The organism is Streptomyces sp. CC53, assembly GCF_001865245.1.
Lineage (GTDB): Bacteria > Actinomycetota > Actinomycetes > Streptomycetales > Streptomycetaceae > Streptomyces.
On record NZ_MKXB01000147.1, the window covers coordinates 1 to 21584 of the forward strand.

The window sequence follows — 21584 nt, forward strand, 5'->3', positions numbered from 1 at the left end:
CGGGAGCCGGGAGCCGGGAGTCGAAGAGTCCGGCGGCGGAAGGATCCCGGGCAGGGGGTCCGGCGCCCCGGCCCGCGGGCGGCCGGGCCCGGGCCGCTTGCCGGACACCTGCTCGGCGGGGCCGGCCCCGTGCCGCGGACCCGTCCGTGCGGCGGGGGCGGACACCCGCACGGGGAGCCCGCCGGCCCGCCGGAAGCGCGGCGGGCTCCCCGCCGGGGGCTACTGGACGATCTTGTCCTCGATCAGCTTTCTCACGTTGTTCCACGCCGCTTCCGGGTCGGTCCCGCGCTGCTCGATGTCGAGGATCCCGTTGTCGGTGAGGAAGGTCTTCACCTGGCCGTCGTGGCGGCTGATGGCCGCCGGGGTGATCCCCGCCGCGGCGTGCGAGTAGATCCGGCCGACCGGGGCGTCGCCGAAGTAGTCGATCGTGGCGTTCTGGACCGCCTCGGAGGCCAGGGTCTCCTTGGTGGACGGGATGTTTCCGTTGACGCCGAACACCTTGGCGTGCTGCTCGGGGGCGGTCAGCCAGGCGGCCAGTTTGGCGGCCTCCTCGGTGTGCTCGCCGGCCTTCGGCACCGCGAGGAAGGAACCGCCCCAGTTGCCCGCGACCGGCGCCGACGCGATGTCCCAGTCGCCCTTGTTCTTCTCGCCCGCCTGGTCCTTGATGATGCCGGTCATCCAGCTCGGGCAGGCGACGGTCGCGAACCTGGAGTTCTTGAACCCGGCGTTCCAGGTGCCCTTCTCGTCGAACTGGCGCAGCTTCGCGGTGATGCCGCTCTGCGCCGCGTCCACCGCCAGCCCCCAGGCGGTCTTCACCCCGGGGCTGTTCTCCCAGGCCAGCTCGCCCCCGTCGTTGGCGTACTGCTGCGGCTGGCTGGACAGGACGGCGTTGAAGAGGCCGCTCGCGGAGTCGTGGAAGGCGGTGCCTTCGGGCGCGGCGCTCTGGTACTTCTTGCCGGTCTCGACGAACTTCGCCCAGTCGCCGGCCCACAGCTCGCCGACCGCCTCCCGGTCCGTGGGGAGCTCGGCCTTCGCGAAGAGGTCCTTGTTGTAGCAGATGGCCAGGGGGCCGATGTCCGTGCCGAGCGCGATGACGGAACCGTCCGCGGTGGTGGCCTGCTTGACCTTCCAGTCCAGGAAGGCGGACAGGTCGGCGCCGCCGGACTCGGAGAGGTCCACCCACTTGTCGGCCAGGGCGGAGCCGGTGGCCTCGGCGATGTAGCCGACCTCGACGGCCTGGATGTCGGCGAGGCCGCTGGTGCGGGAGAGGCGCAGCTTCAGGGTGTCCCAGTACTTCTGGCCGTCGGCGACGTTCGACTCGACGATCTTGATGTGGGGGTTGAGCTTCTCGTACTCGGCGTACAGCTTGGCGCCGTTCTCGTTGTCGTAGCCGAACGAGCCGAAGGTGCCGATCCGCAGGGTGATCTGTCCGCCGTCCCCGCCGGCGGTGTCGCCGCTGCCGCTGTCGCCGGAACCGCTGCTGCACCCCGTGACCAGCGCCGCGCAGGCCAGGAGGGCGGTCGCTGCGACCACGGGGCGGCGGTGGCCGCGGTCGCCGGTTCTGCCGCCGCCGCGGCGGCTGCGGATTCTGCTGATGGTGCGCATTCCACTCTCCTCGTCCAGGGTGGTGCTGGTGTGCGCCGGAATGGGTGGGTGCCGGGTCCGCAGCCGGGCTGCGGGGGTCGGCGCGGCGACAGGGCGGCTCGGCCGTGTCACACACATGGGGGGCTACGGGCCGTGATGTGGGAGCGCTCCCACGCCACTTGTTGCCGGAAGGTTGCTGCCTGCCGGGGGTGGGTGTCAAGACGTGAACGCGCATTGGTGCCGCAGCGGCGCCCGCCCACCCACAGTGCGGCGTCCGCCTTCGGAACCTCAGGGCGCATGAGGCGGAAGAGTTGCACGGCCCGCTAGGGTGGGAGCGCTCCCACTACGGAGGGTCAAAAGATGGCCCTCCCGCTGGGGCCGCCCAGCGGTGCACGCTCTAGGTTGGGCTGAAGCAGCCGCTGCACGGTGGGCGGGCGCGGACGGGAGGCGGGAACATGGCGGTGAACGGACGGCAGACGGGCAGACCCACGCTGGAGGAGGTCGCGGCCCGCGCGGGCGTGGGCCGCGGCACCGTGTCGCGCGTCATCAACGGCTCGCCCCGGGTGAGCGACCGCGCCAGGGCCGCCGTCGCCGAGGCCGTCGCGGAGCTCGGGTACGTCCCGAACCGCGCCGCCCGCGCGCTGGCCGGGGCCCGCACGGACGCCGTGGCGCTGGTGATCCCCGAGACCGAGGCCCGGCTGTTCGCGGAGCCGTACTTCCTCGACATCATCCGCGGCGTCAGCGCCGAACTCGCCGACGCCGACAAGCAGCTGCTGCTCACCCTGATCCGCTCCCGGCAGGAGCGGCAGCGCTTCGAGCAGTACCTCGCCGCGCAGCGCGTGGACGGCGTCCTGCTCGTCTCGGTGCACGCCGACGACCCCCTGCCCGAGGTCGTGCGGGAGCTGGACATCCCCGCCGTCCTCAACGGCCGCCGCTCGGAGACGGAGTCCGCCGCGTACGTCGACTCCGACAACGTGGGCGCGGGTCGCTCCGCCGTGGACCACCTGGCGGGCCGCGGCCGCCGGAGCATCGCCACCCTCACCGGCCCGCTCGACATGTACGTGGCGCGCTGCCGGCTGGAGGGCTACCGGCAGGGCCTCGAAGCGGCGGGCCTCGACGCCGCCGAGGACCTGATCGCGACGGCGGACTTCACGGAGGAGGGCGGCCGCAGCGCCATGCGCGCCCTGCTGGCCCGCCGCCCCGACCTCGACGCGGTGTTCGCCGCGTCCGACGTGATGGCGGCGGGCGCCCGCGGCGCCCTGCGGGAGGCGGGGCGCCGGGTCCCCGACGACGTGGCCCTCGTCGGGGTGGACGACTCGGCGGTGGCCCGCCACATGGACCCGCCGCTGACGAGCGTGCGCCAGCCGATCGAGGAGATGGGCCGCGTCATGGCCCGCGCCCTGCTGAAGGAGATCGGGGGCGGCTCCGAGGGGCCGAGCCAGCTCGTCCTGCCCACGTCCCTGGTGGTCCGCGCCTCGTCGTGAGCCCCGGCGGCCGCGCGCCCGCCCCGAGCCGGCGGAAATCCGGGCGACAGCGCCGGAGGGCCCCGCTAAGGTCCGGCGCATGTCAAAGAGCACCCTGCGCCTGGAGAAGGTCACCGAAGGCAACGTCCTGGAGGCGTGCCGCCTCCAGGTGGCCCCGGAGCAGCAGAAGTTCGTGTCACCGGTGGCCCAGTCCCTGGCGGAGGCGTACGTCCACGGGGACACCGCCTGGCCGCGGGTCGTCATGGACGGCGACGAGCTGGTCGGCTTCGTGATGGCCTTCTTCGACGTGCCGTTCACCGAGGACAGCCACCACGACCGCCCCCGCAGCGGCCTCTGGCGCCTCAACATCGCGGCCGACCGCCAGGGCCGGGGCTACGGGCGGTTCGCCGTGGAGGCGGTCTGCGAGGAGATCCGCCGCCGGGGCGGCACCACGGCGACGGTCACCTGGGTGCAGGCCGAGGGGGGACCGGAGGAGTTCTACCGGAAGCTCGGTTTCCGCCTCACGGGGGAGACGAGCGAGGACGAGGTGGTCGGCGAACGGGACCTGGGGACGGCGGCGCAGACGCCGGTCCCGTAGGGCGGTGCCCGGGGCTCCGCCGGGCCGTCCGGCCCAGCCGAGCCCGGCGTTCAGGCCGGCCGGGTGTGGGGGCGGGGCAGGAGCTCCACGTGGTGCCCGTCGGGGTCGTCGACGTAGGCGCCCCGAGCGCCGCGGAGCCGGTTGGTCCGGTGCGGCTCGGTGTGGTGGGGATCCGCGTGGTAGGTGACACCGCCCGCCGCCACCCGGGACACGGCTGCACCGGGGGCCGCCCCCTGGCCCGCCGCGTCCTCGGGTCACGGCCGGTGACCCTGCTCGCTCATGGCCCGGGGCCGACCCGGCAGTCACGCCGTGGACGCCGGCGGGGCGGGGCGGTCCGGCGCCATGCCGAGCAAGTGTGGTGACGCGTACGGGGATTGCCGCCGCGCACCGTGACCGTCACCGCGACGGTGAAAGGTGAACGGTGACGACCGACACCGTACCGGCGGCCGGCCGACGGCGAAGGGCGACCCGGCGACCGTGACCGGCCCCGCGCCCGTGCTCGACGCCCGGCGTCGGACGCCCGGCACCGAGGGTCTGTGCTCCGTTCCGTGCCGGACCGCCGACGGCTCCGCCCCGATGGCAAACCGACACAAGGTGAACGGTCGAACGGGCGCACAACCGGTACGAAGAGAAGCCAAGTTGCAGACTCGATCACATTGGGTCAGTCACGGAAGGCGATGTCTCCCGGCTGGTACACCTACCACCTCGGTACCGGGGAGGGTCGTTGCCGGACATCCAGGCATCCATGCAGCGCGCCGGGCACGGCGTGCTCTACCTCGCGCTGGCCCAGTGCAGGGCCGCGCGGACCACCGCCGCCCTGCGGGTGGAGGGCAGGCCCGGCGGCACGTTCCACCTGCGGCGGGGCGGCGTCGTCGCCGTGGAGACCTCCGGTGCGCCCGGCGTCGAGGCGCTGCTGCTGCGCTCCGGCAGGGTCCGCGCCGACGAGTGGGCGGGCGCCGCGTCCGGGATGCCCGCCGCCGAGCTGGTCGCCCGCGGGATCGTCGGCGCCGCCGAGCTGCGCGTGCTGTCCGCGATGGCCCTGCAGGACGCCGTGTTCGCCGTCGTGGCGGGGGAGACCGCGGGCTGTGCGGCCGCGTCGGAGGCAGCGGCGGTCGAGCCGACGGCCGCGGGTGAGGACCCCCTGCGGCTCCTCGACGGGGCCGTCCGCAGGCTGGCCGCCCTCGCCGCGCTGCCGCACGCCGTGCGGCCGGACCGGGAGCGGGTCGCCGCCACGGGGTCCGCCCTCGCCGCCGTGGCCGAGGGGCTGCCGCCCTGCCGCCGAGAGATCCTCTTCCTTGCCGACGGCCGCCGTACGGCCCGGGACATCGCCTTCGTCGTCGGCCGCGGGGTGTACCCGGTGACCGTGGAGGTGTCCCGCATGCTCGGTGAAGGTCTCCTGCGCCGGGCGGGACGGGACGGCGAACGCCCCGGCGGCGTACCGCTGGTGCGGGCCGGCCTGGCGCCCGTGCCGCGCCGGTCGCCCATGCCGCCGCCCCCCGCGGTGGCCGGGGCGGGCCGACGGGGTCCGGCCGGGTGCGGGCCGGAGCCGTACGGCGGCCTGCCCCGGCGGGTGCCCGGCGCCAGCGGCATCACCGGGGACCGGGCCGACGGCCGGCCCGCCACGAAGACCCTCGACGCGGACGACACCGCGGCGAGTCGGAAAGGGCTCCTCCGGACGCGCGGCCGCACCCCTGCCGTGCGCCCCGCGCGTCCCGCGACGGGCCCGGCTCATCACGTACATGTGCAAAGGGGTTCGTGAATGGATCACGAGGCATTGGCCGGCGAGATGCGGGGCCTGCGCGACCAGATACCGGGGATCACCGACACGGCCGTGGCAGCCGTGGACGGGTTGCTGATCGCGGCGGACACCGAGGACGGCATCGAGCCGAACGGCCTCGCGGCGCTCGCCGCGGCCGGGCTTGGCCTCGCCCGCCGTACGGCGGCGGCCACGGGGCGCGGCACCCTGCGCCGCACCGTCGCCTACGGCAGTGCCGGATGCGCGGCGGTCTACGCGGTGGGGGACACCGCGCTGATGGTGGTCCTCGGCGACGAGGGGCTCGACGTGGAGCGCCTGCACGTGGAGTCCCAGCCGAGCCTGCGGCGCATCGGCGCGATCCTGTCCGCGACCGGCACGGCGGGGGCGTGAGGGCGTGGCGACGAAGCGCATGGCGCCGCAGGGGTTCTCGGAGCAGGTATCGGCGTTGGTGAAGGCGTTGCGCACGGAGACGCCGGACTGCGTCGCGTCCGGCGTGGTGGACATGGCGACCGGGATGCTCCTGTCGTACGAGACCGTCGACAGCCACCCGCCGGAGGTCCTGGACCTGTTGGCGGGGGCCACGCTGGACCTGTTCCAGGGCCGGACGGTCGTCCTCATCGAGGACGTGTTCAAGGAGCGGCGCGGGGTCGACAACGACCAGCACTTCTTCCAGGAGATCCTGGTGAACAGCGACAACCTGACGCACCTGTTCATCCGGATGAACGACAGTCAGGACGTCGTGGCGGTCGTCGTGTGCCGCAAGTCGGTGAACGTCGGGATGCTGTTCGCCCAGGCGCGGCGGGTCGTCAAGGAGTACGGCGGCCTCTGACGCCGGGCGGGGCCGCCCCGCCCGGCGCCGACCGCTGCTGCGGCCCGCAACGCTCGGCCCGGCGGGGCCTCCGGGGCCCGGTGCCGGGAGCCCCGCCGCCGGGAGCCCGGGACCGGGGTCGGCACTGTGGCCCGCCCGCCAGGCCGCCCGGCCCGCCGGGCGGATACCGCGGCGGCGCGGCACGGTTCGCCCGCCGGATACCGCGGCGACCGACCCCGGAGTCCCGCGCCCGACCGCGGAGTCCCGCGCCCGACCGCGGAGTCCTGCGCCGGCCCCGGCGTCCGGGCGGCGGCCGCAGCGCCCCCGCCCCGTGCACCGGGCCCCGGCGGCGGCCGCGGCGCGCGGGGTCCCGCCGGCCGGAGGGCCCGGTGGTGACGGGCCGGGGCGCACTCCGGCGCGGGGCCCGCAGCCCCGGCCGGTCCGCGCGGCGCGCACCCCGGTGTGTCCGCCGCGCCCCCGCACCCGACCGGGCCGTCCGCGCGTGGGGCGAGCCCCCGCGCCCGACGCGGACAGGGCGCCGGGGGCGGGGGCTCGCGGGGGAGGAGCTGACGTGCGGCTCAGAGCGCCGGGTGGGCGTTCTTCATCAGCTCCTGGAACTGGGCCGAGAACCAGTGGCCCGAGACGGGGGCGTCGGGCAGGGCCCCCGACATGCTGTTGCCGTTCCGGGGGTTGCCGGTGTACGTCGGGTCGCACATGCGGTCGAAGCCCTTGCCCTCGTCGTTCGGGATCTCCTTGCTGGCCCCGTCCGACTCACCCGGCGGCTTCATCCACACGTAGGCGTCGATGCCCGGCTCCGGGGCCGCCTGCGGCCGTTCGCCGAGACCGGCACCCGACTGATTGCACCAGTTGCCGAGGTGGATGCGGCGGTCGTAGCGCCCGCCGTCGACATAGGTGTCCACGCTCGTCGTAGCACCGGGGCCGGACGGGCGGTTCGTGCCGCCCCAGCCGTTGCGGGAGGTGTCGATCAGCATGCCGATGCCGCTGTCGAAGCCGATGCGCACCAGTTCGCCGCGCATCGCCTGGGCGTAGGACAGCTCGTCGGTGTAGCGGTTCCAGTCGACCCACTTGGACTGGCGCACGGACACGCCGTTCACCGAGTCGGTGATCGTGAAGTGGTCCTCCTTCAGCGCGCTGTAGTTGGCGGTGTTCACGATGAAGCCGTGCACGTCGGACACGGTCGCGCCTTCGGCCGTCGCGGCCTGCTTGAAGACGAGGGCGGAGGCGCCGAAGTTGTCGTCCCAGCCCAGCCATCCGTGGTGGCCGGCGTCCACGTAGTTGTAGACGTTCGCGACGTCGCCCAGCTTGTTCAGGGCGTAGCCGACGCCCTTCACGTAGTTGCCGTTCGCCTTCATCACGTCGCAGTTCGGGGTCGCGGTCGGCCGCGGCGTGACGTTGGTGACGAGGTTCGGGAGGCTGTCGATCTCGACCGTGGTGACGATCCTCAGCCCGGCGTACCTGGGGTCGGACAGGATCTCGGCGATCGGGTCGATGTACTCGTGCCTGTAGCGGTCGATCTCGTCCGGGCCCAGCTCGCCGTTGGAGGCCAGCGCCGCGCAGTCGCGGCCGGGCAGGTTGTAGATCACCAGTTGGATGGCGAGTTCGCCGTCGCCCTTCTGGCGCAGCGCCTCGTCGAGGTGGTCGCGCAGGCCCATGCCGCCGTTGACGCCCTCGATGGCCGCGGTGCGGTCCAGCCAGACGCCCGTGGGCTGCTGGGCGACCCGGTCGCCGCCCGGCTCGGCCGCGGCCTTCGCGGACCACTCCGGGTTCACGTAGACCTTCGCGCCGGCGTACGGGTTGTCGACCTTGCTGCCGCTCGGCGGCGGGTCGGTGGGGTCGGTGGGCGGGTCCGTCGGGTCCGTGCCGTCCTCGTTGCAGGTGACGCCGTTCAGGGTGAAGGTGCCGGGCACGTCGTTCGTGCCGCTGTACGAGGCGTTGAAGCCGAAGGACGCGGAGGCGCCCGTCCCGAGGCTGCCGTTCCAGGAGGCGTTCCTCGCGGTCACGGCGGCGCCGGACTGGGTGATGTCGGCGTTCCAGCCCTGCTGCACCTGCTGGTCGCCGCCGTACGTCCACGCCAGCGTCCAGCCGTTCAGGGCGTCACCGGTGTTGGTGACGGTGACGTTGGCGCCGACCGGCAACCAGCAGCTGACCAACGGCTGGAACGGCGTCTGGTCGCAGTCGGGGAACACCGTCACCGTCACCCACGCGAGCTGGAACGGCACGGTCGCCGCGGGCGCGGCCGTCACCGCCGTCGCCCAGTTCTCCTACAGCGGCAGCAATGCCGCACCCACCCGCTTCACCGTCAACGGGACCGTCTGCGCGGGCGCCCACCAGCCGCCCGTCGCCGTGCTGACCAGCCCCGAACCGGGCGCCGCCTTCAGCGCCGGCGACCCGGTCCCCCTGGCCGCCACCGCCGCGGCCGCCGACGGCGCCAGCATCAGCAAGGTCGAGTTCTCCAGCGACACCACCCTGCTCGCCACCGACACCACGTCCCCGTACACCCACACCGCCACCGGCCTGGCCGCCGGCTCCCACTCCCTCTACGCCAAGGCGTACGACAGCCGGGGCGCCGCCGCCGAGTCCGCGCCCGTCGGCATCACCGCGGCCGGGGCCGCGCCCTCGTCGCCGCGCCCGGCCACCTGCCGGTCCGCCAGGGCGAGTCGGCGTCCTTCGCGGAGATCCTCGAACAGCCCCAGCCCCGCGGCTCCGCGTGCGTACACGAGCCGGGCGGGACGCGAAAGCGCGCATCCCGCCCGGCTCCTCCACATCCCCGCCCCGCACCACCGGGGGCCCACCCGCGTGACAGGGTGTGCGCACCCCGGCCCGTCAGCCACCGCCACCCCGGTGCCGCCGCCCCCTCCGCGGGACCTCCCGGTCAGGACGTCACGTCGAAGCCGCGGGCGCGGCCCAGGCGGGTCAGGGAGTCGCGGCCCGGGACGCCGTCCGCCGCGGCCCCCGTGTAGCCGCAACGGCGCTGCCACGCCGCGTACGCACGGACCGTCGCCGTGCCGAAGTGCCCGTCCGCGTACCGCCGGTCCAGCAGCCCCTCCGCGACCAGCGCGTCCTCCACGACCCGGACGCCCCCGTAGGACACCCGCGTACCGGACGAGGGCGGGTCCTGCCGGGCGGCTGCCACCAGCCGGGAGAGGTCCACCACCGGGCGCCCGGACGGCAGCCTGCCGAGGAGCCGCCGCAGCGACACCTCCCCGGGCACGCCGTCCGCGTCGCCGCCCGTGTAGCCGAGGGAGCGCTGCCATGACGCGTAGTTGAGGGTGTCCGCATCGGACCACACCGGCCCCGGGCCGACCCGGTAGTGCTCGCCGTGGCCGCGCTCGACGAGGGCCCGGCCGACCGCGGTCACGTGGTCGCCGCGCGCCCCGTACCCGTACACGAGACCGTTGATCGTGGTCTGGTACCGGGCCACGGGCGGCGGCCCGGGCTCCCCCTCCCCGCCGCCCGGCCGGGGGGCGCCCGCCCGCACCCACCGGTACAGCGGGTCGCCCGGGCACGAGGTGGGGTGTCCGTCCCGGTGGCCGAGGATCTCGTCGCCCGCGGCGCCCTCCCGGCGCAGGTACGCGACGGCGTCCCGCAGCCCGCGCAGCATCGCGTCGGGCGGCTCCGTCAGCCCCGACGAGCCGAGCAGCGCGCACACCGCGTAGTGCGCGCGGTTCAGGTCCGCGCTGCCGTTGGCCCCGCAGCGGCGGTGCGCGCCCCGCCCCTCGTACACGGTGCCGTGCTCGCACACGAGGAGGTTGTACGCCACGTCCACGTAGTTCTCGCTGGTGTTCGCCAGGTGGGCGTCGCGGACCTGCCGCACGTAGGCGGCGCACCGGTCGTGCGCGCGGGACGCGTAGGCCGTCCCGAGGTAGTGGACCTTCACCCCCCGGGTCGACGCGAGGTACGCCGCCGGGCTGGTCGCGGGAGCGCCCCACTCCGAGCGCGAGACGAAGTCCATGAGGGCCCTCCTTCAGGGCAGGGGAGAGCACCCGGCGGCGTGCGGCCGGGCAGAAGGGAACGGGGAGACAGGTGGGGCGCAGCCGGGCCGTAGGCGCCGTTACGGGGGCGGTGCGCACAGTAGTCGTGCCCGGTCAGAGCGGTGCGGACACCGTCCGGCCGCACCTGCCGGTGGCATTCGCCTACGTGGCCCGCGCCCCGGGATGCCCCCGCACGCCGCCTCGGGGACGGCCGGTCTGCCACGCCCGGTGGGCTCACGGGCGCGGAACCGGGCATCGGGCCGGCCCGGACCGCTGCCCGCCTCGACACCCGGATCCGCCGACGCGATCGGCGTCCCGCTCGCGGAGTTGGTGCGGTTGGGCCCCGGCCGGCCGGGGGGACGGAGGCCGGCTGCGGCGCTCCGAGGGCCTCCGCTACACCGGAGGGCGGCCCGGCGTCGGCTGCGGCGGCGGACTGGGCAGGGGCGGCCCCGGGTGCGGGGGCGTCTGCGGTGAGCCGGGACCGCGGTGCCTGTCCGCGAGGTACGGCTCGCCGAGCCCGCGGTAGGTCACGCCGTAGATCCCCAGCGGCGGGAACAGCTCGACCCGGGGCGGGCAGCCGCTCTCGGCGCAGCCACGGCAGAGCAGGTCACGCCCGTGCGGGTGCAGGCGGAGGCACTGGACCTGCGCGGTCCAGCATGCCTCGCAGAGGACGGTGTCGGTGGGGCGCAGGTCGCCCGGGCGGACGGTCTGGATCATGCGTCTGCGGACTCTCTCTTCGCCGGTGGTGGCGTACCGGCGGGTCAGCGGCCGGCCCGGCCGGGTGGCTGCGTGGCCGCGGCGCGGCGGGCAACGCCACGGGTGCGGAAGCTTCCGGTCAGCCGGCCGACGCAGCGGCCGAACGCCCGGACGTGCCAACCGGTGGTAGGGCCCCGGCCGGTCAGGCGGCGGATGACGGCCCGGCGCAGTAGGGGTCATGTCCAGGCGGGTTCGAGGGCACGGAGGTGCGCGGTGCGGGCCTGCACGTCGGCGAAGAACCGGTCCGGGTCCGCGCCGAGGCGGGCCACGAGGTCGGCGTACACCTGCTGGGACTCCTCGTCGATCTCCCACCGGCACGACGAGCACCGGTACCAGCCGGGAGTGCCGGGCACGGCGGGCAGTCGGCAGTGCGGGCACTCCACCTCCGCGGCCGCGGGCGTCCGGGCGCGGAGGTGGGTGTTGCCGCACGTCCAGCACTGCCACGAGCCTCCGGCGGTCTGTGACATCTGGGCGCCGCATCGGGGACACTGCATGAAGCCTCCTCGGGCTGGGAGTTGACCCGCTCCGGGCAGCGGACCGGCCAAGGAAGCGGCCCGGGGCGGGGATACGGTCAGCGGCCGTTCGGCCTCGGCGCGGCGGGGGGCCGGCAGACGGGGTGCCGGTAGGCGTCCGGACGGGCTCCCGACGCGGAGAACCCGGGGATCACCAGGGCCTCACCCTCGATCAGCCGCCCGCAGCGCACGCACCAGCGGCGCACCGGACGGGTCACGGCCTGCCCCTTCCGTGGCAGGGGCAGGTGCAGCGGATCGAGAACAGAGGCCGCTCACCCGGCCGCGGCCGGTCGGTGGCGTACACGTCCTGCGGGTGGCACTGCCAGTGCTCCCCGAGCTCGCACTCGCCCGTCCGGCCCGCCCGCTCGGCGTCCGCCCGGACCTGCTCCAGTGTGCGCGCGGTCATCCGCTGCTCCTCGCTGTGTGGCAGCGGACGCAGGCCCGCAGCGGGGAGCAGCGGGGCAGCGGCCGGGCGGTGGCGGCGGTGAGCTCGATGGGCGCAGTCCGCGCATTGCCGGCCGCGCTTCTGACGGCCTGTAGGGGCGTTCATGAGGCCACCCTCCAACCACGGGGGGTGACCGCTCGATACCCGGACGGTAATCTCGCCGTGAGATGTGTTTCCATCCCAGCCTGGAGGGGCCCCTTGCCTTCGTTGCTCATCCCCCTTGAGCTGCCCCTGTGGGCATGGGAACGAGCAGAGGTGCGCCAGGCACTTCGAGCCCGCGATATGGCAGCAGTCTTCCGGTTCGTGCAGCGGTACACCGGGGCGAGCCAAGCCCGAATCGCCACAGCCGTCGACATGACTCAAGCCCGTGTCAACGAGATCCTCAACGGTCGTCGGCAGGTGACCCGGCTCATCGTCTACGAGCGGATCGCCGACGGACTCAAGGTCCCTGATGACGCCCGGCACCTTCTCGGTCTGGCCCCGAGCAGGGAGCCGGGCCGAGGGGGAGCGGCCTTCGACCTCGCGGCCTTCCCGGAAGTCGTGCGGGTGTACCCGGCACAGGCTTCGGCGGCCGACGAGATCCAGCAGCAGGTCCGCGCGGCCTCCGAGCTGGACGTCCTGGCGGTCCGTGGGCTTGGGCTCATCGGGTTGAACGACTCGCTCCTGCGGGCCTGTCTGCCTCGGGAGCACGGCGGCCGCGGCACGCGGGTAAGGGTGCTGCTGCTCGACCCCGCGTCTCCGGCTGTCGTCCAGCGCGCCGCCGAGATCGGCGAGTCTCCGCGGTGCCTCTCCGACGGCGTCAGGCTGTCCGAGGGGCGACTGCGTGACCTGGCGGACGAAGGCTGTGATGTGCGGGTGTACCGATACGGCATGCTGCCGACCTGGCGCATCATCAGGGCAGACACCACTATGTTCGTCGGAGCCTTCGACAGTGGGTGGGAAGGTCACGAGTCCGCCATGTACAAGATCATGGAGACTCCTCATGGACCGCTCTTCCGAGGGTTCCGCCGGATGTTCGATGCGATCGCCGAAGGCGCCGACCGCACGGTGTGAGCCAGAGGGGAACGGGATGATTGAGGCGGAGCTGAAGGCCCGGGTGGATGCCCCTGAGGCCGTGATGAAGCAGTTGGACGACCTCGCCGCAGGCCGTGCCGAGGTGTACCAGGACACCTACTACGACGCCCCCGACGGGCGCCTGGAGGCCGGCGGCCAGGAGTTGCGTGTCCGCACGATCCGCAGCTCGGCCAGCACCCGCACGGTGCTTACGTTCAAGGGTGCCGTCGTCGATGAGGCATCGGGGTCGAAGCCCGAGCACGAGACGAGCGTCGCTGATGCAGCGGCTGTCCAAGGAGTGCTGCTCGGGCTCGGCTACGTTCCCGTGATCAGCTTCGAGAAGCATTGCCGCAACTACGAGTTCCAGGCGGGCGGTCGGCGGATGCTGGCGACGCTGGTGCGGGTGCCCGAGATCGACGGCACGTTCTTGGAAGTGGAGACCCAGGCGGCCGATGACGAGGTCACTGACGCTCTCCAAGCGGTCAGGGCGGTGCTGGAGGGTCTCGGGATCGAGTCGGACGCTCTGACGCGTGAGCTGTACACGGACGCGGTGCGCCACCGCCGCCTGGGGGACGGGCGCCACACTCCTTCTGGTTAGAGAGGCTCTAGGGGTACTGGGTCCGCTTTGCGCGCCGCTTCCGGGTAGGTGTGCCCGTCGCGTACGGACCTTGACGGGTCTTGCAGGCAACAGGGTTAGGGCGTGCCGGCGTGGTCAGATGGGGCCATGACGAGGACCTTGTACCTGTTCTGCTCCGCCGCGCCGCCAGTGTTCGACGTCGCCCGAGTGATCGAGGACGCGCAGGCACGGGGGTGGGACGTGTGCCTCGGGCTCACGCCCACCGCCGCGCGGTGGCTGGCACCCGGTCTGGAGGGGCTGGCCGCGCTCTCGGGCCATCCCGTGCGCTACGAGTACAAGACACCAGGCGACCCGGACGTGTGGCCCCGCGCCGATGTCGTACTGCTCGCTCCGGCGACGTTCAACACGATCAACGAATGGGCCCTCGGCCTCACGTCCAAGTTCGTGGTCGGTGTGGCCGCGGAGGGGATCGGCAAGGGCCTGCCCCTCGTGACCATGCCGTGCGTGAACACAGCCTACGTACAGCATCCGCAGTTCCCTCGGTCCGTGGAGGTCCTCCGTTCCGCAGGAGTCACGGTGCTGTACGGGGAAGGCGGGTTCGTTCCCAACCAGCCGGGGCAGGGTCGCCCGAAGGAGTACCCGTGGGAACGGGCGCTGGACGCGGCGGATGCCGCATGGCAGGCGAAGGCAGCCCGGGACTGACGCGGACGGGACCTCTTCACAAAGAGCCCGGGCGGCGCGTCACGCCGCACGCCGGCGCACTCCCTCTCCGAACGTGGGACGACGTACATGAGCCTCGATCGAGGGCGAGGCAGGGTGTGAAGCGCCGTGTGGGTGGGAGGCCACTGGTATGGGCCCCCAGGGGGCCCTAGGATCGGGAAACGACGAAGGGCCGACCTGTTTTCGCAGATCGGCCCTTCACTGATCAGGGTGAGTAACGGGACTCGAACCAGTTTTTTGACCCATCTGTGACCTGCGGCGATGCAGGAAACCGGACCAAAAGGGTGCAGTTCGATGCCAGTGCGAACCACTGAATGCCGCCGCGTGCCCCGCCGTTTGGCCATGGCCAAACGGCTGAAGGTCGGCCGCCGCTCCGCCTGGTGGGTGAGTAGAAAAAGTGCCAACCGCAATGCGACGGCGCCCCCGCCGAGCAGGCAGGGGCGCCGTCAGGATCACGCGGCTCCGCCTGGGGGAGGTGGTGCCACGTGTCCGGCTCGCGGAACGAGCCGTTCCGTTTATATGGCAACTATTCCCTTGATCGCAAAAGCGACCACTTGGGCACTGACGTGGTGCGGTTCTCGATCAAGCGTGAGGCGGTGCCTGCCCGACTTACGCCCCTGCCCGATTGGGTCATCGACCGCCGCCGACAGCTCGGCCACCGCATCGCCGAGCACCGGCGGGCCGCCGGCCTCTCCCAGGACCAGCTCGCGTCGCGTATCGGCGTCGAGCGGCGCAGCATCCAGCGGTACGAGCGCGGGGAGCGCGACATCGCCTACACGGCCGTGGTTCTCATCGCCGACGCGCTCGACGTCCCCGTCGCGGATCTGGTGCGGTAGGGCCGCGGCCGGCCAGGGGACGGTACCGGCCGGGGCGGCCTGCTACACCGGGGGGCGGCCGGGGGTCGGCTGCGGGGGCGGGCTCGGCAGGGGCGGCCCCGGGTTCGGGGGCGTCTGCGGCGCGCCCGGGCTGCGGTGCTTGTCCGCGCGCGGCTCGCCGAGCTTGCGGTACGTCAGGCCGTAGATGCCCAGCGGCGGGAACAACTCGACCCGGGGCGGGCTGCCGCTGTCGGCGCAGGCCCGGCACAGCAGGTCACGCCCGTGCGAGGTCAGGCGCATACGCTGAACCGGCTCGGTCCAGCACGCTTCGCACAGGGCGGTGTCGGTGGGGCGCAGGTCGCCCGGGTGGACGGTCTGGATCATGCGGTTGCGCTCTCTGTTCGTCGACGGTGGCGTTCAGGAGGTCGGGTAGCTGCGCGGCCGCACGGTGGGGGCCCGGCAGGTGGGGTGCCGTTAGGCGTCCGGGCGGGCGCCCGACGCGGAGAACCCCGGGATCGTGACGGCCTCGCCCTCGATCAGCCGCCCGCAGTGCACACACCAGCGGCGCACCGGATACGTCACGGCCGGCCCCTTCCGTGGCAGAGGCAGGCGCAGCGGATCGAGAACAGAGGCCGCTCACCCGGCCGCGGCCGGTCGGTCGCGTACACGTCCTGCGGATGGCACTGCTAGTGCTCCCCGAGCTCGCACTCACCCGTCCGGCCCGCCCGCTCGGCGTCCGCCCGGACCTGCTCCAGCGTCCGCGCGGTCATCGGCTGCTCCTCGCGGTGTGGCAGTCGCGGCAGGCGCGGGGCGCCCATACGACTCGGGTGCCGGGCGCGGCCTGGTGGCGGTGCCAGCCAAGTGACACCGCGGTCCCGGGCCGGAGCTCCGTCCCGCAGAAGGCACAGTCCAGGCCGTACCGCTGGAGGTTGGTGAGCGTCTCGTAGGCGGGGAGCGGGACGGGGGCCGCGGGCGCGGTCACCGGGCCCCGGATGTGGCGTCAGGACCGGCGGTGGTGCTCGGGGCCTCCTGCGCTCCGGGGTCGGCCGCGGTCTCGACGTTGACCGGCGACGCGTCGGTGGCGGTCTGCTGGCCGAACCCGGGCACGAAGAGGTAGCTGAAGTAGGGGCCCGTCGGTGGCAGGATTCCGGCTGCGGCGTCGGCCAGGGCCGCCCGGCGCGCGCGATCCCCCGGGGTCCTCATGACCCCTCCGAGGACTCGGCGAGAAGCACGCCGAGCTGGCTGTACAGGGCGGCCGCCTCGTCGTGTGTCATGACCAGATCGCCGTCGCCGAGGTGCTCGCCGTCGCGGAGCACCCACAGCGGCAGGGCGATGCGACCGGCCTCGGTCCTCCGGAGGCCCTTCGCCGGCCAGCGCTCGATGCGGATCCCCTTGGCGGGGTTGGCTGTAGCTCCCACGCCTCTGCACTGTCGCTGAGTGAACGTCATGTCGCAGAACGTAGGGGGGATATGCGGGAGCGGCCCGGAAGAATCTTCCGGGCCGCTCCTGGTTCCGGGTGTGTTACGCGAGGACGCCGACGTGCTCAGCGATCCGGTGCACCTCGCCCCGCATCTCCGGCCGCGCCCTCTTCAGCAGGCCGCGTAGAGCCTCCTGGACGAGCCGGTAGTACCGGATCTCCTCCGGGGAATCCTTCATGATCCGCTGGAGCATGAACAGCGTGCCGTAGTCGTCGCCCATCAGGCGGTTGGCGTGCATGATCTCCACCAGGTATCGCGTCGTGCGCTCCAGCGGCAGCACTCCGCCTGGCTCCGGCACCTGCACATCGTCCGCGAGTCGCAGGGCCTCGGCCACGTCGCCCTCCTCCGTCGCCAGGTGCACGCTGTGCATGGCCACGTTCGTCGGCCCGAACGACGTGTGGAGCAGGTTGTGGTCGGCGCCGAGGCGCTGCGCGACCCTGTCAGCCTCGCGGAGCATGTCCCACCCCGTCGGCGCCTTGCTGTCGCGGACCGCTGCGATGGCCGCGATCAGGTGCAGGGCGCCGTATGCGCTCAGGTGCTCGGGAGAGGCGTTGTCTCCTGGCCGGCAGTGGGCGATCGTGCGGCGCGCGAGGTCCAGGGCCTCGGCGGGCTGCCCGCTCGACGTGAGGCTGCCTGCCACGTTCCAGGCGGACGCTGCGATCAGCGCCGGGTCACCGGTCTCGTCCGCGATCTGCATCGCACGGTCGGCGGCCCGCACGGACAGGTTGTGCTCGCGGATCCTGCGGAGGAAGACCTGGTGGAGGTGGAGCAGCGACACGAGCGCGCGCGTCGCCTGCAGCTGCTCAACGCCGGTCGTCGCCCGGAGCGTGGCGTATGCCTCGGCGAGCAGGCCGGGCAGCATGTCGCCCACGGGGGCGTACCGCTCGGTGCGGGTCTCGTAAACGTCCCATGCCTCCGCGACGCGGGAGGTCAGTGCGTCGGCGCTGAGCGCATCGCCGGGCAGCTCGACGCCGAGGAGCGACGGCGGGGCGTTCAGCGCGTATCGGATGCCGGGTACCGCGGGGTGCTCGATCTTCGGCATGAGGCTGATGTCGATGGATGGCCCGACGAGGTCGGACACGTTGGACAGCCCGAGCTCGCGGGCGAGCTTCATGAGCATGGTGAGCGAGTCGACGGCAATGACGCCTCGCTCCACCTTGGACAGCCAATCTTCTGAGCGTCCGACGAGGCCGGCGACGGCTGCCTGTGACTTTCCGCTGCGGGTGCGGTAGTACCTGATCCGCTCCCCCGTGGTGAGCTCTACGGGATTGATCATGGGGTTCCCCTTGATGGGTGGGAGCACTCACCTGTCAGCGTACGGCTCCCGCCTTCAACGGGCCTACGCCATACTGGGATCGCCCCCCGAGGGGGAGCACTCACCGGCCCCCGCCCCGATGGCGGGGGCCCCAGAGACGACGAAGCCGCCCCCTGCCCTCCCGGAGGAGAGCAGGGGGCGGGGGCGATATGAGAGAAGGCGCTATCGGTCGAGGACTCCACGGAGCACGAAGATGAGGACACAGACGCCAGACGCGAGCATGGCCGCGGTCTCGTAGCCCGTTACCGCAGCCACGACCGTCACCATCAGCGAGGCCCCGGCAGCAGTCACCCAGGGGTCCTGTCGCGCGCTTTGGCTCACGGAGGACCTCCCTCGTTATGTGACATGTCGTTCATCATGACCCATATAGCCTACTCGGTCTCCTCGCACAGTCGGGCGGTGCGAACATCTACGCGGTTCACGGCGTCCCGCAGGCTGGCCCCGGAGTTGGGGTGCAGCTCGTGTTCCACCGACGCGAGCCGCTGCTCGATCCCGCCCAGGCGCTCCATCACCCCCGGCCGGGCCGGTACCCCGGGCCGCGGCTCGGTGCCGGACCAGTCGTCGATGAACTCGTCCAGGCGGCCGGCGAGACGGCGGGCGCCCGCGATCGACCGCCATGCCATCGTCGCCGCCCCGCCCAGCACCGTCGCCGCGCCACCCCACACCAGTACGGCATCGACTGCGGGTATCCCGGTGGGGGAAGGCGTCACGAGTGGCCCCCGAGGTGCATGTTGCGGCGGATCGCCTCGCGCAGTTCCTCAGCGAACGTGTCCGCGTTGAGGTGCACGCGCATCGTGCCCGCGGGCGGCGGCTCCTCGTAGGACGGCGGTCGGGCCCAGCCCAGCAGCACCCCGGCCACCAGCCGCAGCGGCTCCCACTCCAGCCGTTCGGCCGCCTCCTCGGCGAGACGGAGCAGCAGGTAGTACACCGCCGTCACCGCAGCAGTCACCCCACCGGCCACCGCCACCGAGTCGACCTCGATGCCCAGGGCGCCGGTCACGGTCAGCACCCAGCCCACCAGCAGCGGGACCAGGGTGCGAAGTACGGATGCGAACAGATTCATGATGGTCATCCTTCCGGCCAGTACAGGCCCTCGATCGTGCGATGCGACACAGACACCCCGCCCAGCTCGGCGAGGGCCTGGAGCTTGAGGTACTGGCCGCGGGGCAGCCGGCCGGACGCCGACACCTGCCCCGTCACCTCCCCCGCCCGCTGCGGCAGATCCACCGCCAGCCGCCGGTACCGGCGCCGCGTCGCGATGTCGACGTGGCTGAACCGCAGCCGCACCCGCGCCCCGTCCGGCACCCCGGTCAGGGCGACCGTCGCGGTCACCGCGTACACGCACGGCCCCCGCAGGACCACCGTGTCCTCCGCGGCCGGCACCTCCAGCCACTCACCCGCGGGCAGTTCGGGGCCGCCCGGCAGGGACTCCAGCAGCACCTCGGGTACGGGCATCAGGTCCTCCTCGACAGGGGCAGGATCCGGCGGCGGGTCCGGGGCGGGTATGGGGCCGGCAGGTCGCGGGGCCCCGGCCCGCACCCACGCGTGCAGCGGCTCCCCGGGGCAGGAGGTGGCGTAGCCGTCGCGGTGGCCGAGGACCTCGCTGCCCGCGGCGCCCTCTCGGCGCAGGTAGTCGATGGCGTCCCGCAGGCCGCGCAGCATCGCGTCGGGCGGCTCCGTCAGCCCGGAGGAACCGAGCAGCGCACACACCGCGTAGTGGGCGGTGTTGAGCGTGGCCGAGCCGTTGGCGCCGCTACGGCGGTGCGCGCCCCGCCCCTCGTACACGGTGCCGTGCTCGCACACGAGGAGGTTGTACGCCACGTCCACGTAGTTCTCGGCGGTGTTCGCGAGGTGCGCGGCCCGGAGCTGCCGCACGTAGGCCGCGCACCCCTCGTGCGCGCGGGAGGTGTAGGCCGTGCCGAGGTAGTGCACCTTCACCCCCCGCGCCGACGCGAGGTACGCCGCCGGGCTGGTCGAGGGAGCGCCCCACTCCGAGCGCGAGACGAAGTCCATGAGGCCCTCCTTCAGGGCAGCAGGGGTTATGGGTGGGGTAGGGCGGTGGCGGTCTCGTCGTAGCGGGTGATGGCCACCGCGGTCATCCCTGGCACCTCCAGCGCGGCGTCCGCGACCCGGTGCGCGAAGGTGTCCCTCTCGCTGCTGGGGATGTTGCCGTTGGGGTCGTCGACGAGGATCCGCATCCGCGCGTCGATGTCGGTGGCGCCGGACACCTCCACGACGTAGACGGGGTAGCTGACGTAGTCGGTGATGGGCACCAGGGGGCTCCTCAGGCGATTCGGTGTGCGAGTAGGTGCGAGCCAGCCGCGACGGACACGGCGGTCGCGGACGACGTCTGCTGGGACCAGTCGAACGAGGCGGTGCCGGCGGAGACGGTGCTGATGTACGCCCACAGCGGCCACGCGTAGGCACTCGTGGTGCTCAGGCCGTAGGCCGACACCGAGCCGAGGCTGAAGGCGCGGGTGCGCACCTGGTCAGGGTCGGTGGTGGACGCGACTCCCGGGGCGACCATCCCCCACGTCCCGGACGAGCCTGCCGGGCCCGCCACGAGACACCGCAGGTCCGCGGCCACCGGCCCCGACACGATGATCAGGCCACGCAGCAGATAGACCGCCGACGCCTCCAGCGACAGCTGCAGATCCGGGTCCGGGCTCGTCGAGGTGATCGACGCCCGGTCTGTTGCCGCCGTTTTGACCGCGGCCAGGGGCAGCATGCTGGTCAGCAGATCAGCGGTGAGGCGCTGCCCTGGGCTGATCGAGGGGTACACCACAGCGGGCCTCCTACAAGGCGATGATCGGGGTGGTGGCCAGGCGCACGTCGGTGCCGCTCCCGTGCGCCTTGCGGATGCCGTTGACGGACCGGGTGACTGTGACCAGCTGGGCCACGTGGAAGTCGGTGAAGCTGATGGCGACGGGGAGGGTGTTGGTGTTGCCGGTGAGAATCCGCGTGCGGACACCGAGCTGCCCGGCCGCCACGATGCTGTTGTCGAGGTGGGTGGTCTGCCACGTGGTGGGCTCCGGGTCGGAGGCCAGCCAGGCGCGGGCCCGCAGCGTGGCGCCCTGGCCCTCGAAGCGCAGCCGAATCGGGACACCGGCCTCGTGGGTGAGGCCGGTGTCGACCGCCGGGTACGCGCCCGGGGCGCCCGCGACGAGCTTGATCAGGCTGAGCTGCACCGACTGGTCGACGCCGAACTCGATGCGGGCGCCGAGGTAGTTGCTGGCGTCGAGGCGGCGGGCGATCAGGTACGCCTGGTGGCCCTGCGTGCCCGTGGCCAGTACCGGCGTGGACACCGACAACGCCACGCTGAAATCGGCGGTGGCCGTTGGCGGTGTGACGAGGGTGAAGCGGTTCACGTCGAGCGAGGCCACGGAGTGAACGCCGACGCCCGAGGACACCGAGTAGTTCGCGCTGCTGCCGCCGGACGTTGTCCACGCCTGCCCGGACGTGGCGGTACCTCAGCCGGATGCCGCGGTGCGGTCGAAGTCGTCGACGACGGACCCGCCCGCGACGGCGGTCACGGTCATCGTCTCCCCGCCCACCTCGACGTCCCACGGGGCGTCGGCCGGGTCCGTCGCCCAGCCCAGCCACGGCACGACAGTCGGCACGACGGCCAGGCTGGTGCCGGACTCGTCGACCGGCGCGGACAGGGCATGGCCGTCGGTGTCGACCCGGCCGAGGACCTCGTCGTCGGCCACGG

The 21584-nt window shown here is 73.2% G+C and carries 30 protein-coding genes and 1 pseudogene; 10 read left to right on the forward strand and 21 right to left on the reverse strand.

Annotation, left to right across the window (positions count from 1 at the left end):
- Positions 1-219: 219 nt before the first annotated feature.
- Positions 220-1605 (reverse strand): ABC transporter substrate-binding protein, encoded by a 1386-nt coding sequence (locus tag BJP40_RS15620; RefSeq protein WP_071280892.1) that lies wholly within the window; start codon positions 1603-1605, stop codon positions 220-222.
- A gap of 434 nt (positions 1606-2039) precedes the next feature.
- Between BJP40_RS15620 and BJP40_RS15625 the strand changes: the two genes are divergently transcribed.
- Together BJP40_RS15625 and BJP40_RS15630 are read left to right on the forward strand one after the other, a co-directional pair.
- On the forward strand, positions 2040-3068 hold the full coding sequence (locus BJP40_RS15625) for a LacI family DNA-binding transcriptional regulator (RefSeq protein ID WP_071280893.1): 1029 nt from the start codon (positions 2040-2042) through the stop codon (positions 3066-3068).
- Positions 3069-3147: 79 nt separating this feature from the next.
- Entirely contained in the window at positions 3148-3645 is a 498-nt protein-coding gene (locus BJP40_RS15630) for a GNAT family N-acetyltransferase (RefSeq protein ID WP_071268869.1), read from the forward strand.
- Positions 3646-3695: 50 nt separating this feature from the next.
- Here the strand turns inward: BJP40_RS15630 and BJP40_RS34330 are convergent, their stop codons facing one another.
- The gene (locus BJP40_RS34330; protein WP_177204392.1) at positions 3696-3857 is read right to left on the reverse strand and encodes a hypothetical protein; all 162 of its coding nucleotides are present in this window, start codon (positions 3855-3857) and stop codon (positions 3696-3698) included.
- A 512-nt stretch (positions 3858-4369) separates the two neighbouring features.
- Here BJP40_RS34330 and BJP40_RS15635 point away from each other — a divergent pair.
- The 3 genes from BJP40_RS15635 to BJP40_RS15645 are packed head-to-tail and all read left to right on the forward strand — an operon-like array spanning position 4370 to position 6230.
- Positions 4370-5404, forward strand: a complete 1035-nt coding sequence (locus BJP40_RS15635) for a hypothetical protein (RefSeq protein ID WP_071280894.1) — start codon at positions 4370-4372, stop codon at positions 5402-5404.
- Positions 5405-5791 carry a roadblock/LC7 domain-containing protein gene (locus BJP40_RS15640; protein WP_071268867.1) on the forward strand — a complete coding sequence of 129 codons (387 nt, stop codon included), beginning with the start codon at positions 5405-5407 and terminating at the stop codon, positions 5789-5791. It abuts the gene before it with no gap.
- A gap of 4 nt (positions 5792-5795) precedes the next feature.
- Positions 5796-6230 carry a hypothetical protein gene (locus tag BJP40_RS15645; RefSeq protein ID WP_071268866.1) on the forward strand — a complete coding sequence of 145 codons (435 nt, stop codon included), beginning with the start codon at positions 5796-5798 and terminating at the stop codon, positions 6228-6230.
- A 557-nt stretch (positions 6231-6787) separates the two neighbouring features.
- On the opposite strand, the gene BJP40_RS15650 is transcribed toward BJP40_RS15645, so the two are convergent.
- A complete protein-coding gene (locus tag BJP40_RS15650; protein ID WP_079171211.1) occupies positions 6788-8473 on the reverse strand; it encodes a glycoside hydrolase family 6 protein in 1686 nt (561 codons plus the stop codon).
- On the opposite strand from BJP40_RS15650, the pseudogene BJP40_RS36320 reads away from it, so the two are divergent.
- A pseudogene (locus BJP40_RS36320) lies at positions 8373-8714 on the forward strand (cellulose binding domain-containing protein); the annotation flags it as partial. The gene BJP40_RS15650 and the pseudogene BJP40_RS36320 overlap by 101 nt on opposite strands.
- Positions 8715-8767: 53 nt before the next feature.
- Here the strand turns inward: BJP40_RS36320 and BJP40_RS36325 are convergent.
- The 6 genes from BJP40_RS36325 to BJP40_RS15680 all read right to left on the reverse strand — a co-directional run bounded on the left by BJP40_RS36325 (position 8768) and on the right by BJP40_RS15680 (position 11875).
- On the reverse strand, positions 8768-8947 hold the full coding sequence (locus BJP40_RS36325; protein ID WP_071280896.1) for a hypothetical protein: 180 nt from the start codon (positions 8945-8947) through the stop codon (positions 8768-8770).
- 155 nt (positions 8948-9102) lie between these two features.
- The gene (locus BJP40_RS15665) at positions 9103-10182 is read right to left on the reverse strand and encodes a peptidoglycan-binding protein (protein ID WP_071280897.1); all 1080 of its coding nucleotides are present in this window, start codon (positions 10180-10182) and stop codon (positions 9103-9105) included.
- Positions 10183-10594: 412 nt separating this feature from the next.
- On the reverse strand, positions 10595-10918 hold the full coding sequence (locus BJP40_RS15670; RefSeq protein ID WP_071280898.1) for a hypothetical protein: 324 nt from the start codon (positions 10916-10918) through the stop codon (positions 10595-10597).
- A 215-nt stretch (positions 10919-11133) separates the two neighbouring features.
- Positions 11134-11451: a hypothetical protein gene (locus tag BJP40_RS15675; RefSeq protein WP_143065954.1), complete on the reverse strand. Its 318-nt coding sequence runs from the start codon at positions 11449-11451 to the stop codon at positions 11134-11136.
- A gap of 77 nt (positions 11452-11528) precedes the next feature.
- Positions 11529-11687 carry a hypothetical protein gene (locus tag BJP40_RS34335; protein WP_177204393.1) on the reverse strand — a complete coding sequence of 53 codons (159 nt, stop codon included), beginning with the start codon at positions 11685-11687 and terminating at the stop codon, positions 11529-11531.
- On the reverse strand, positions 11684-11875 hold the full coding sequence (locus BJP40_RS15680) for a hypothetical protein (protein WP_071280900.1): 192 nt from the start codon (positions 11873-11875) through the stop codon (positions 11684-11686). The genes BJP40_RS34335 and BJP40_RS15680 overlap by 4 nt, the downstream gene beginning before the upstream one ends.
- Positions 11876-12169: 294 nt before the next feature.
- Between BJP40_RS15680 and BJP40_RS15685 the strand changes: the two genes are divergently transcribed.
- The 4 genes from BJP40_RS15685 (at position 12170) to BJP40_RS15700 (ending at position 15100) form a co-directional block, all read left to right on the forward strand.
- Positions 12170-12967, forward strand: coding sequence for a helix-turn-helix domain-containing protein (locus tag BJP40_RS15685; protein ID WP_256220749.1), 798 nt, complete (start codon positions 12170-12172; stop codon positions 12965-12967).
- A 16-nt stretch (positions 12968-12983) separates the two neighbouring features.
- Positions 12984-13565, forward strand: coding sequence for a class IV adenylate cyclase (cyaB, locus tag BJP40_RS15690; protein WP_071280902.1), 582 nt, complete (start codon positions 12984-12986; stop codon positions 13563-13565).
- A 126-nt stretch (positions 13566-13691) separates the two neighbouring features.
- A complete protein-coding gene (locus BJP40_RS15695; protein ID WP_071280903.1) occupies positions 13692-14246 on the forward strand; it encodes a flavoprotein in 555 nt (184 codons plus the stop codon).
- Between the two features lie 572 nt (positions 14247-14818).
- Entirely contained in the window at positions 14819-15100 is a 282-nt protein-coding gene (locus BJP40_RS15700; RefSeq protein ID WP_256220579.1) for a helix-turn-helix domain-containing protein, read from the forward strand.
- 42 nt (positions 15101-15142) lie between these two features.
- On the opposite strand, the gene BJP40_RS15705 is transcribed toward BJP40_RS15700, so the two are convergent.
- From BJP40_RS15705 to BJP40_RS34340, 12 genes are all read right to left on the reverse strand, one after another.
- On the reverse strand, positions 15143-15463 hold the full coding sequence (locus BJP40_RS15705; RefSeq protein ID WP_071280904.1) for a hypothetical protein: 321 nt from the start codon (positions 15461-15463) through the stop codon (positions 15143-15145).
- A 302-nt stretch (positions 15464-15765) separates the two neighbouring features.
- Positions 15766-15897, reverse strand: a complete 132-nt coding sequence (locus tag BJP40_RS35585; RefSeq protein WP_256220747.1) for a hypothetical protein — start codon at positions 15895-15897, stop codon at positions 15766-15768.
- 160 nt (positions 15898-16057) lie between these two features.
- Entirely contained in the window at positions 16058-16282 is a 225-nt protein-coding gene (locus BJP40_RS15710; RefSeq protein WP_071280905.1) for a hypothetical protein, read from the reverse strand.
- Positions 16279-16497, reverse strand: a complete 219-nt coding sequence (locus tag BJP40_RS15715; protein ID WP_256220748.1) for a hypothetical protein — start codon at positions 16495-16497, stop codon at positions 16279-16281. The genes BJP40_RS15710 and BJP40_RS15715 overlap by 4 nt, the downstream gene beginning before the upstream one ends.
- 103 nt (positions 16498-16600) lie before the next feature.
- Positions 16601-17833: a helix-turn-helix domain-containing protein gene (locus BJP40_RS15720; RefSeq protein ID WP_071280907.1), complete on the reverse strand. Its 1233-nt coding sequence runs from the start codon at positions 17831-17833 to the stop codon at positions 16601-16603.
- 410 nt (positions 17834-18243) lie between these two features.
- Positions 18244-18582: a hypothetical protein gene (locus BJP40_RS15725; RefSeq protein ID WP_071280908.1), complete on the reverse strand. Its 339-nt coding sequence runs from the start codon at positions 18580-18582 to the stop codon at positions 18244-18246.
- A complete protein-coding gene (locus BJP40_RS36100; RefSeq protein ID WP_177204394.1) occupies positions 18579-18935 on the reverse strand; it encodes a hypothetical protein in 357 nt (118 codons plus the stop codon). Before BJP40_RS36100 ends, BJP40_RS15725 begins: the two co-directional genes overlap by 4 nt.
- A 5-nt stretch (positions 18936-18940) precedes the next feature.
- Positions 18941-19885: a peptidoglycan recognition family protein gene (locus BJP40_RS35595; RefSeq protein ID WP_071280910.1), complete on the reverse strand. Its 945-nt coding sequence runs from the start codon at positions 19883-19885 to the stop codon at positions 18941-18943.
- Positions 19886-19911: 26 nt separating this feature from the next.
- Complete coding sequence (locus BJP40_RS15740) at positions 19912-20145, reverse strand: hypothetical protein (RefSeq protein ID WP_071280911.1); 234 nt, start codon at positions 20143-20145, stop codon at positions 19912-19914.
- 11 nt (positions 20146-20156) lie between these two features.
- The gene (locus tag BJP40_RS15745) at positions 20157-20657 is read right to left on the reverse strand and encodes a hypothetical protein (RefSeq protein WP_071280912.1); all 501 of its coding nucleotides are present in this window, start codon (positions 20655-20657) and stop codon (positions 20157-20159) included.
- A 10-nt stretch (positions 20658-20667) separates the two neighbouring features.
- Positions 20668-21255 (reverse strand): hypothetical protein, encoded by a 588-nt coding sequence (locus BJP40_RS15750; RefSeq protein ID WP_143065955.1) that lies wholly within the window; start codon positions 21253-21255, stop codon positions 20668-20670.
- Between the two features lie 87 nt (positions 21256-21342).
- Positions 21343-21584, reverse strand: a 242-nt coding sequence (locus tag BJP40_RS34340) for a hypothetical protein (RefSeq protein WP_177204395.1), incomplete at its 5' end; no start/stop codon positions are given.

What these genes read in the sequence shown, in the direction of transcription:
- BJP40_RS15620 (WP_071280892.1), bottom strand. Translation starts at nt 1,605, where the DNA reads ATGCGCACCATCAGCAGAATCCGCAGCCGCCGCGGCGGCGGCAGAACC.
- BJP40_RS15625 (WP_071280893.1), top strand. Translation starts at nt 2,040, where the DNA reads ATGGCGGTGAACGGACGGCAGACGGGCAGACCCACGCTGGAGGAGGTC.
- BJP40_RS15630 (WP_071268869.1), top strand. Translation starts at nt 3,148, where the DNA reads ATGTCAAAGAGCACCCTGCGCCTGGAGAAGGTCACCGAAGGCAACGTC.
- BJP40_RS15640 (WP_071268867.1), top strand. Translation starts at nt 5,405, where the DNA reads ATGGATCACGAGGCATTGGCCGGCGAGATGCGGGGCCTGCGCGACCAG.
- BJP40_RS15665 (WP_071280897.1), bottom strand. Translation starts at nt 10,182, where the DNA reads ATGGACTTCGTCTCGCGCTCGGAGTGGGGCGCTCCCGCGACCAGCCCG.
- BJP40_RS15670 (WP_071280898.1), bottom strand. Translation starts at nt 10,918, where the DNA reads ATGATCCAGACCGTCCGCCCGGGCGACCTGCGCCCCACCGACACCGTC.
- BJP40_RS15675 (WP_143065954.1), bottom strand. Translation starts at nt 11,451, where the DNA reads ATGCAGTGTCCCCGATGCGGCGCCCAGATGTCACAGACCGCCGGAGGC.
- BJP40_RS15680 (WP_071280900.1), bottom strand. Translation starts at nt 11,875, where the DNA reads ATGACCGCGCGCACACTGGAGCAGGTCCGGGCGGACGCCGAGCGGGCG.
- cyaB (WP_071280902.1), top strand. Translation starts at nt 12,984, where the DNA reads ATGATTGAGGCGGAGCTGAAGGCCCGGGTGGATGCCCCTGAGGCCGTG.
- BJP40_RS15695 (WP_071280903.1), top strand. Translation starts at nt 13,692, where the DNA reads ATGACGAGGACCTTGTACCTGTTCTGCTCCGCCGCGCCGCCAGTGTTC.
- BJP40_RS15705 (WP_071280904.1), bottom strand. Translation starts at nt 15,463, where the DNA reads ATGATCCAGACCGTCCACCCGGGCGACCTGCGCCCCACCGACACCGCC.
- BJP40_RS35585 (WP_256220747.1), bottom strand. Translation starts at nt 15,897, where the DNA reads ATGGGCGCCCCGCGCCTGCCGCGACTGCCACACCGCGAGGAGCAGCCG.
- BJP40_RS15710 (WP_071280905.1), bottom strand. Translation starts at nt 16,282, where the DNA reads ATGAGGACCCCGGGGGATCGCGCGCGCCGGGCGGCCCTGGCCGACGCC.
- BJP40_RS15720 (WP_071280907.1), bottom strand. Translation starts at nt 17,833, where the DNA reads ATGATCAATCCCGTAGAGCTCACCACGGGGGAGCGGATCAGGTACTAC.
- BJP40_RS36100 (WP_177204394.1), bottom strand. Translation starts at nt 18,935, where the DNA reads ATGAATCTGTTCGCATCCGTACTTCGCACCCTGGTCCCGCTGCTGGTG.
- BJP40_RS35595 (WP_071280910.1), bottom strand. Translation starts at nt 19,885, where the DNA reads ATGGACTTCGTCTCGCGCTCGGAGTGGGGCGCTCCCTCGACCAGCCCG.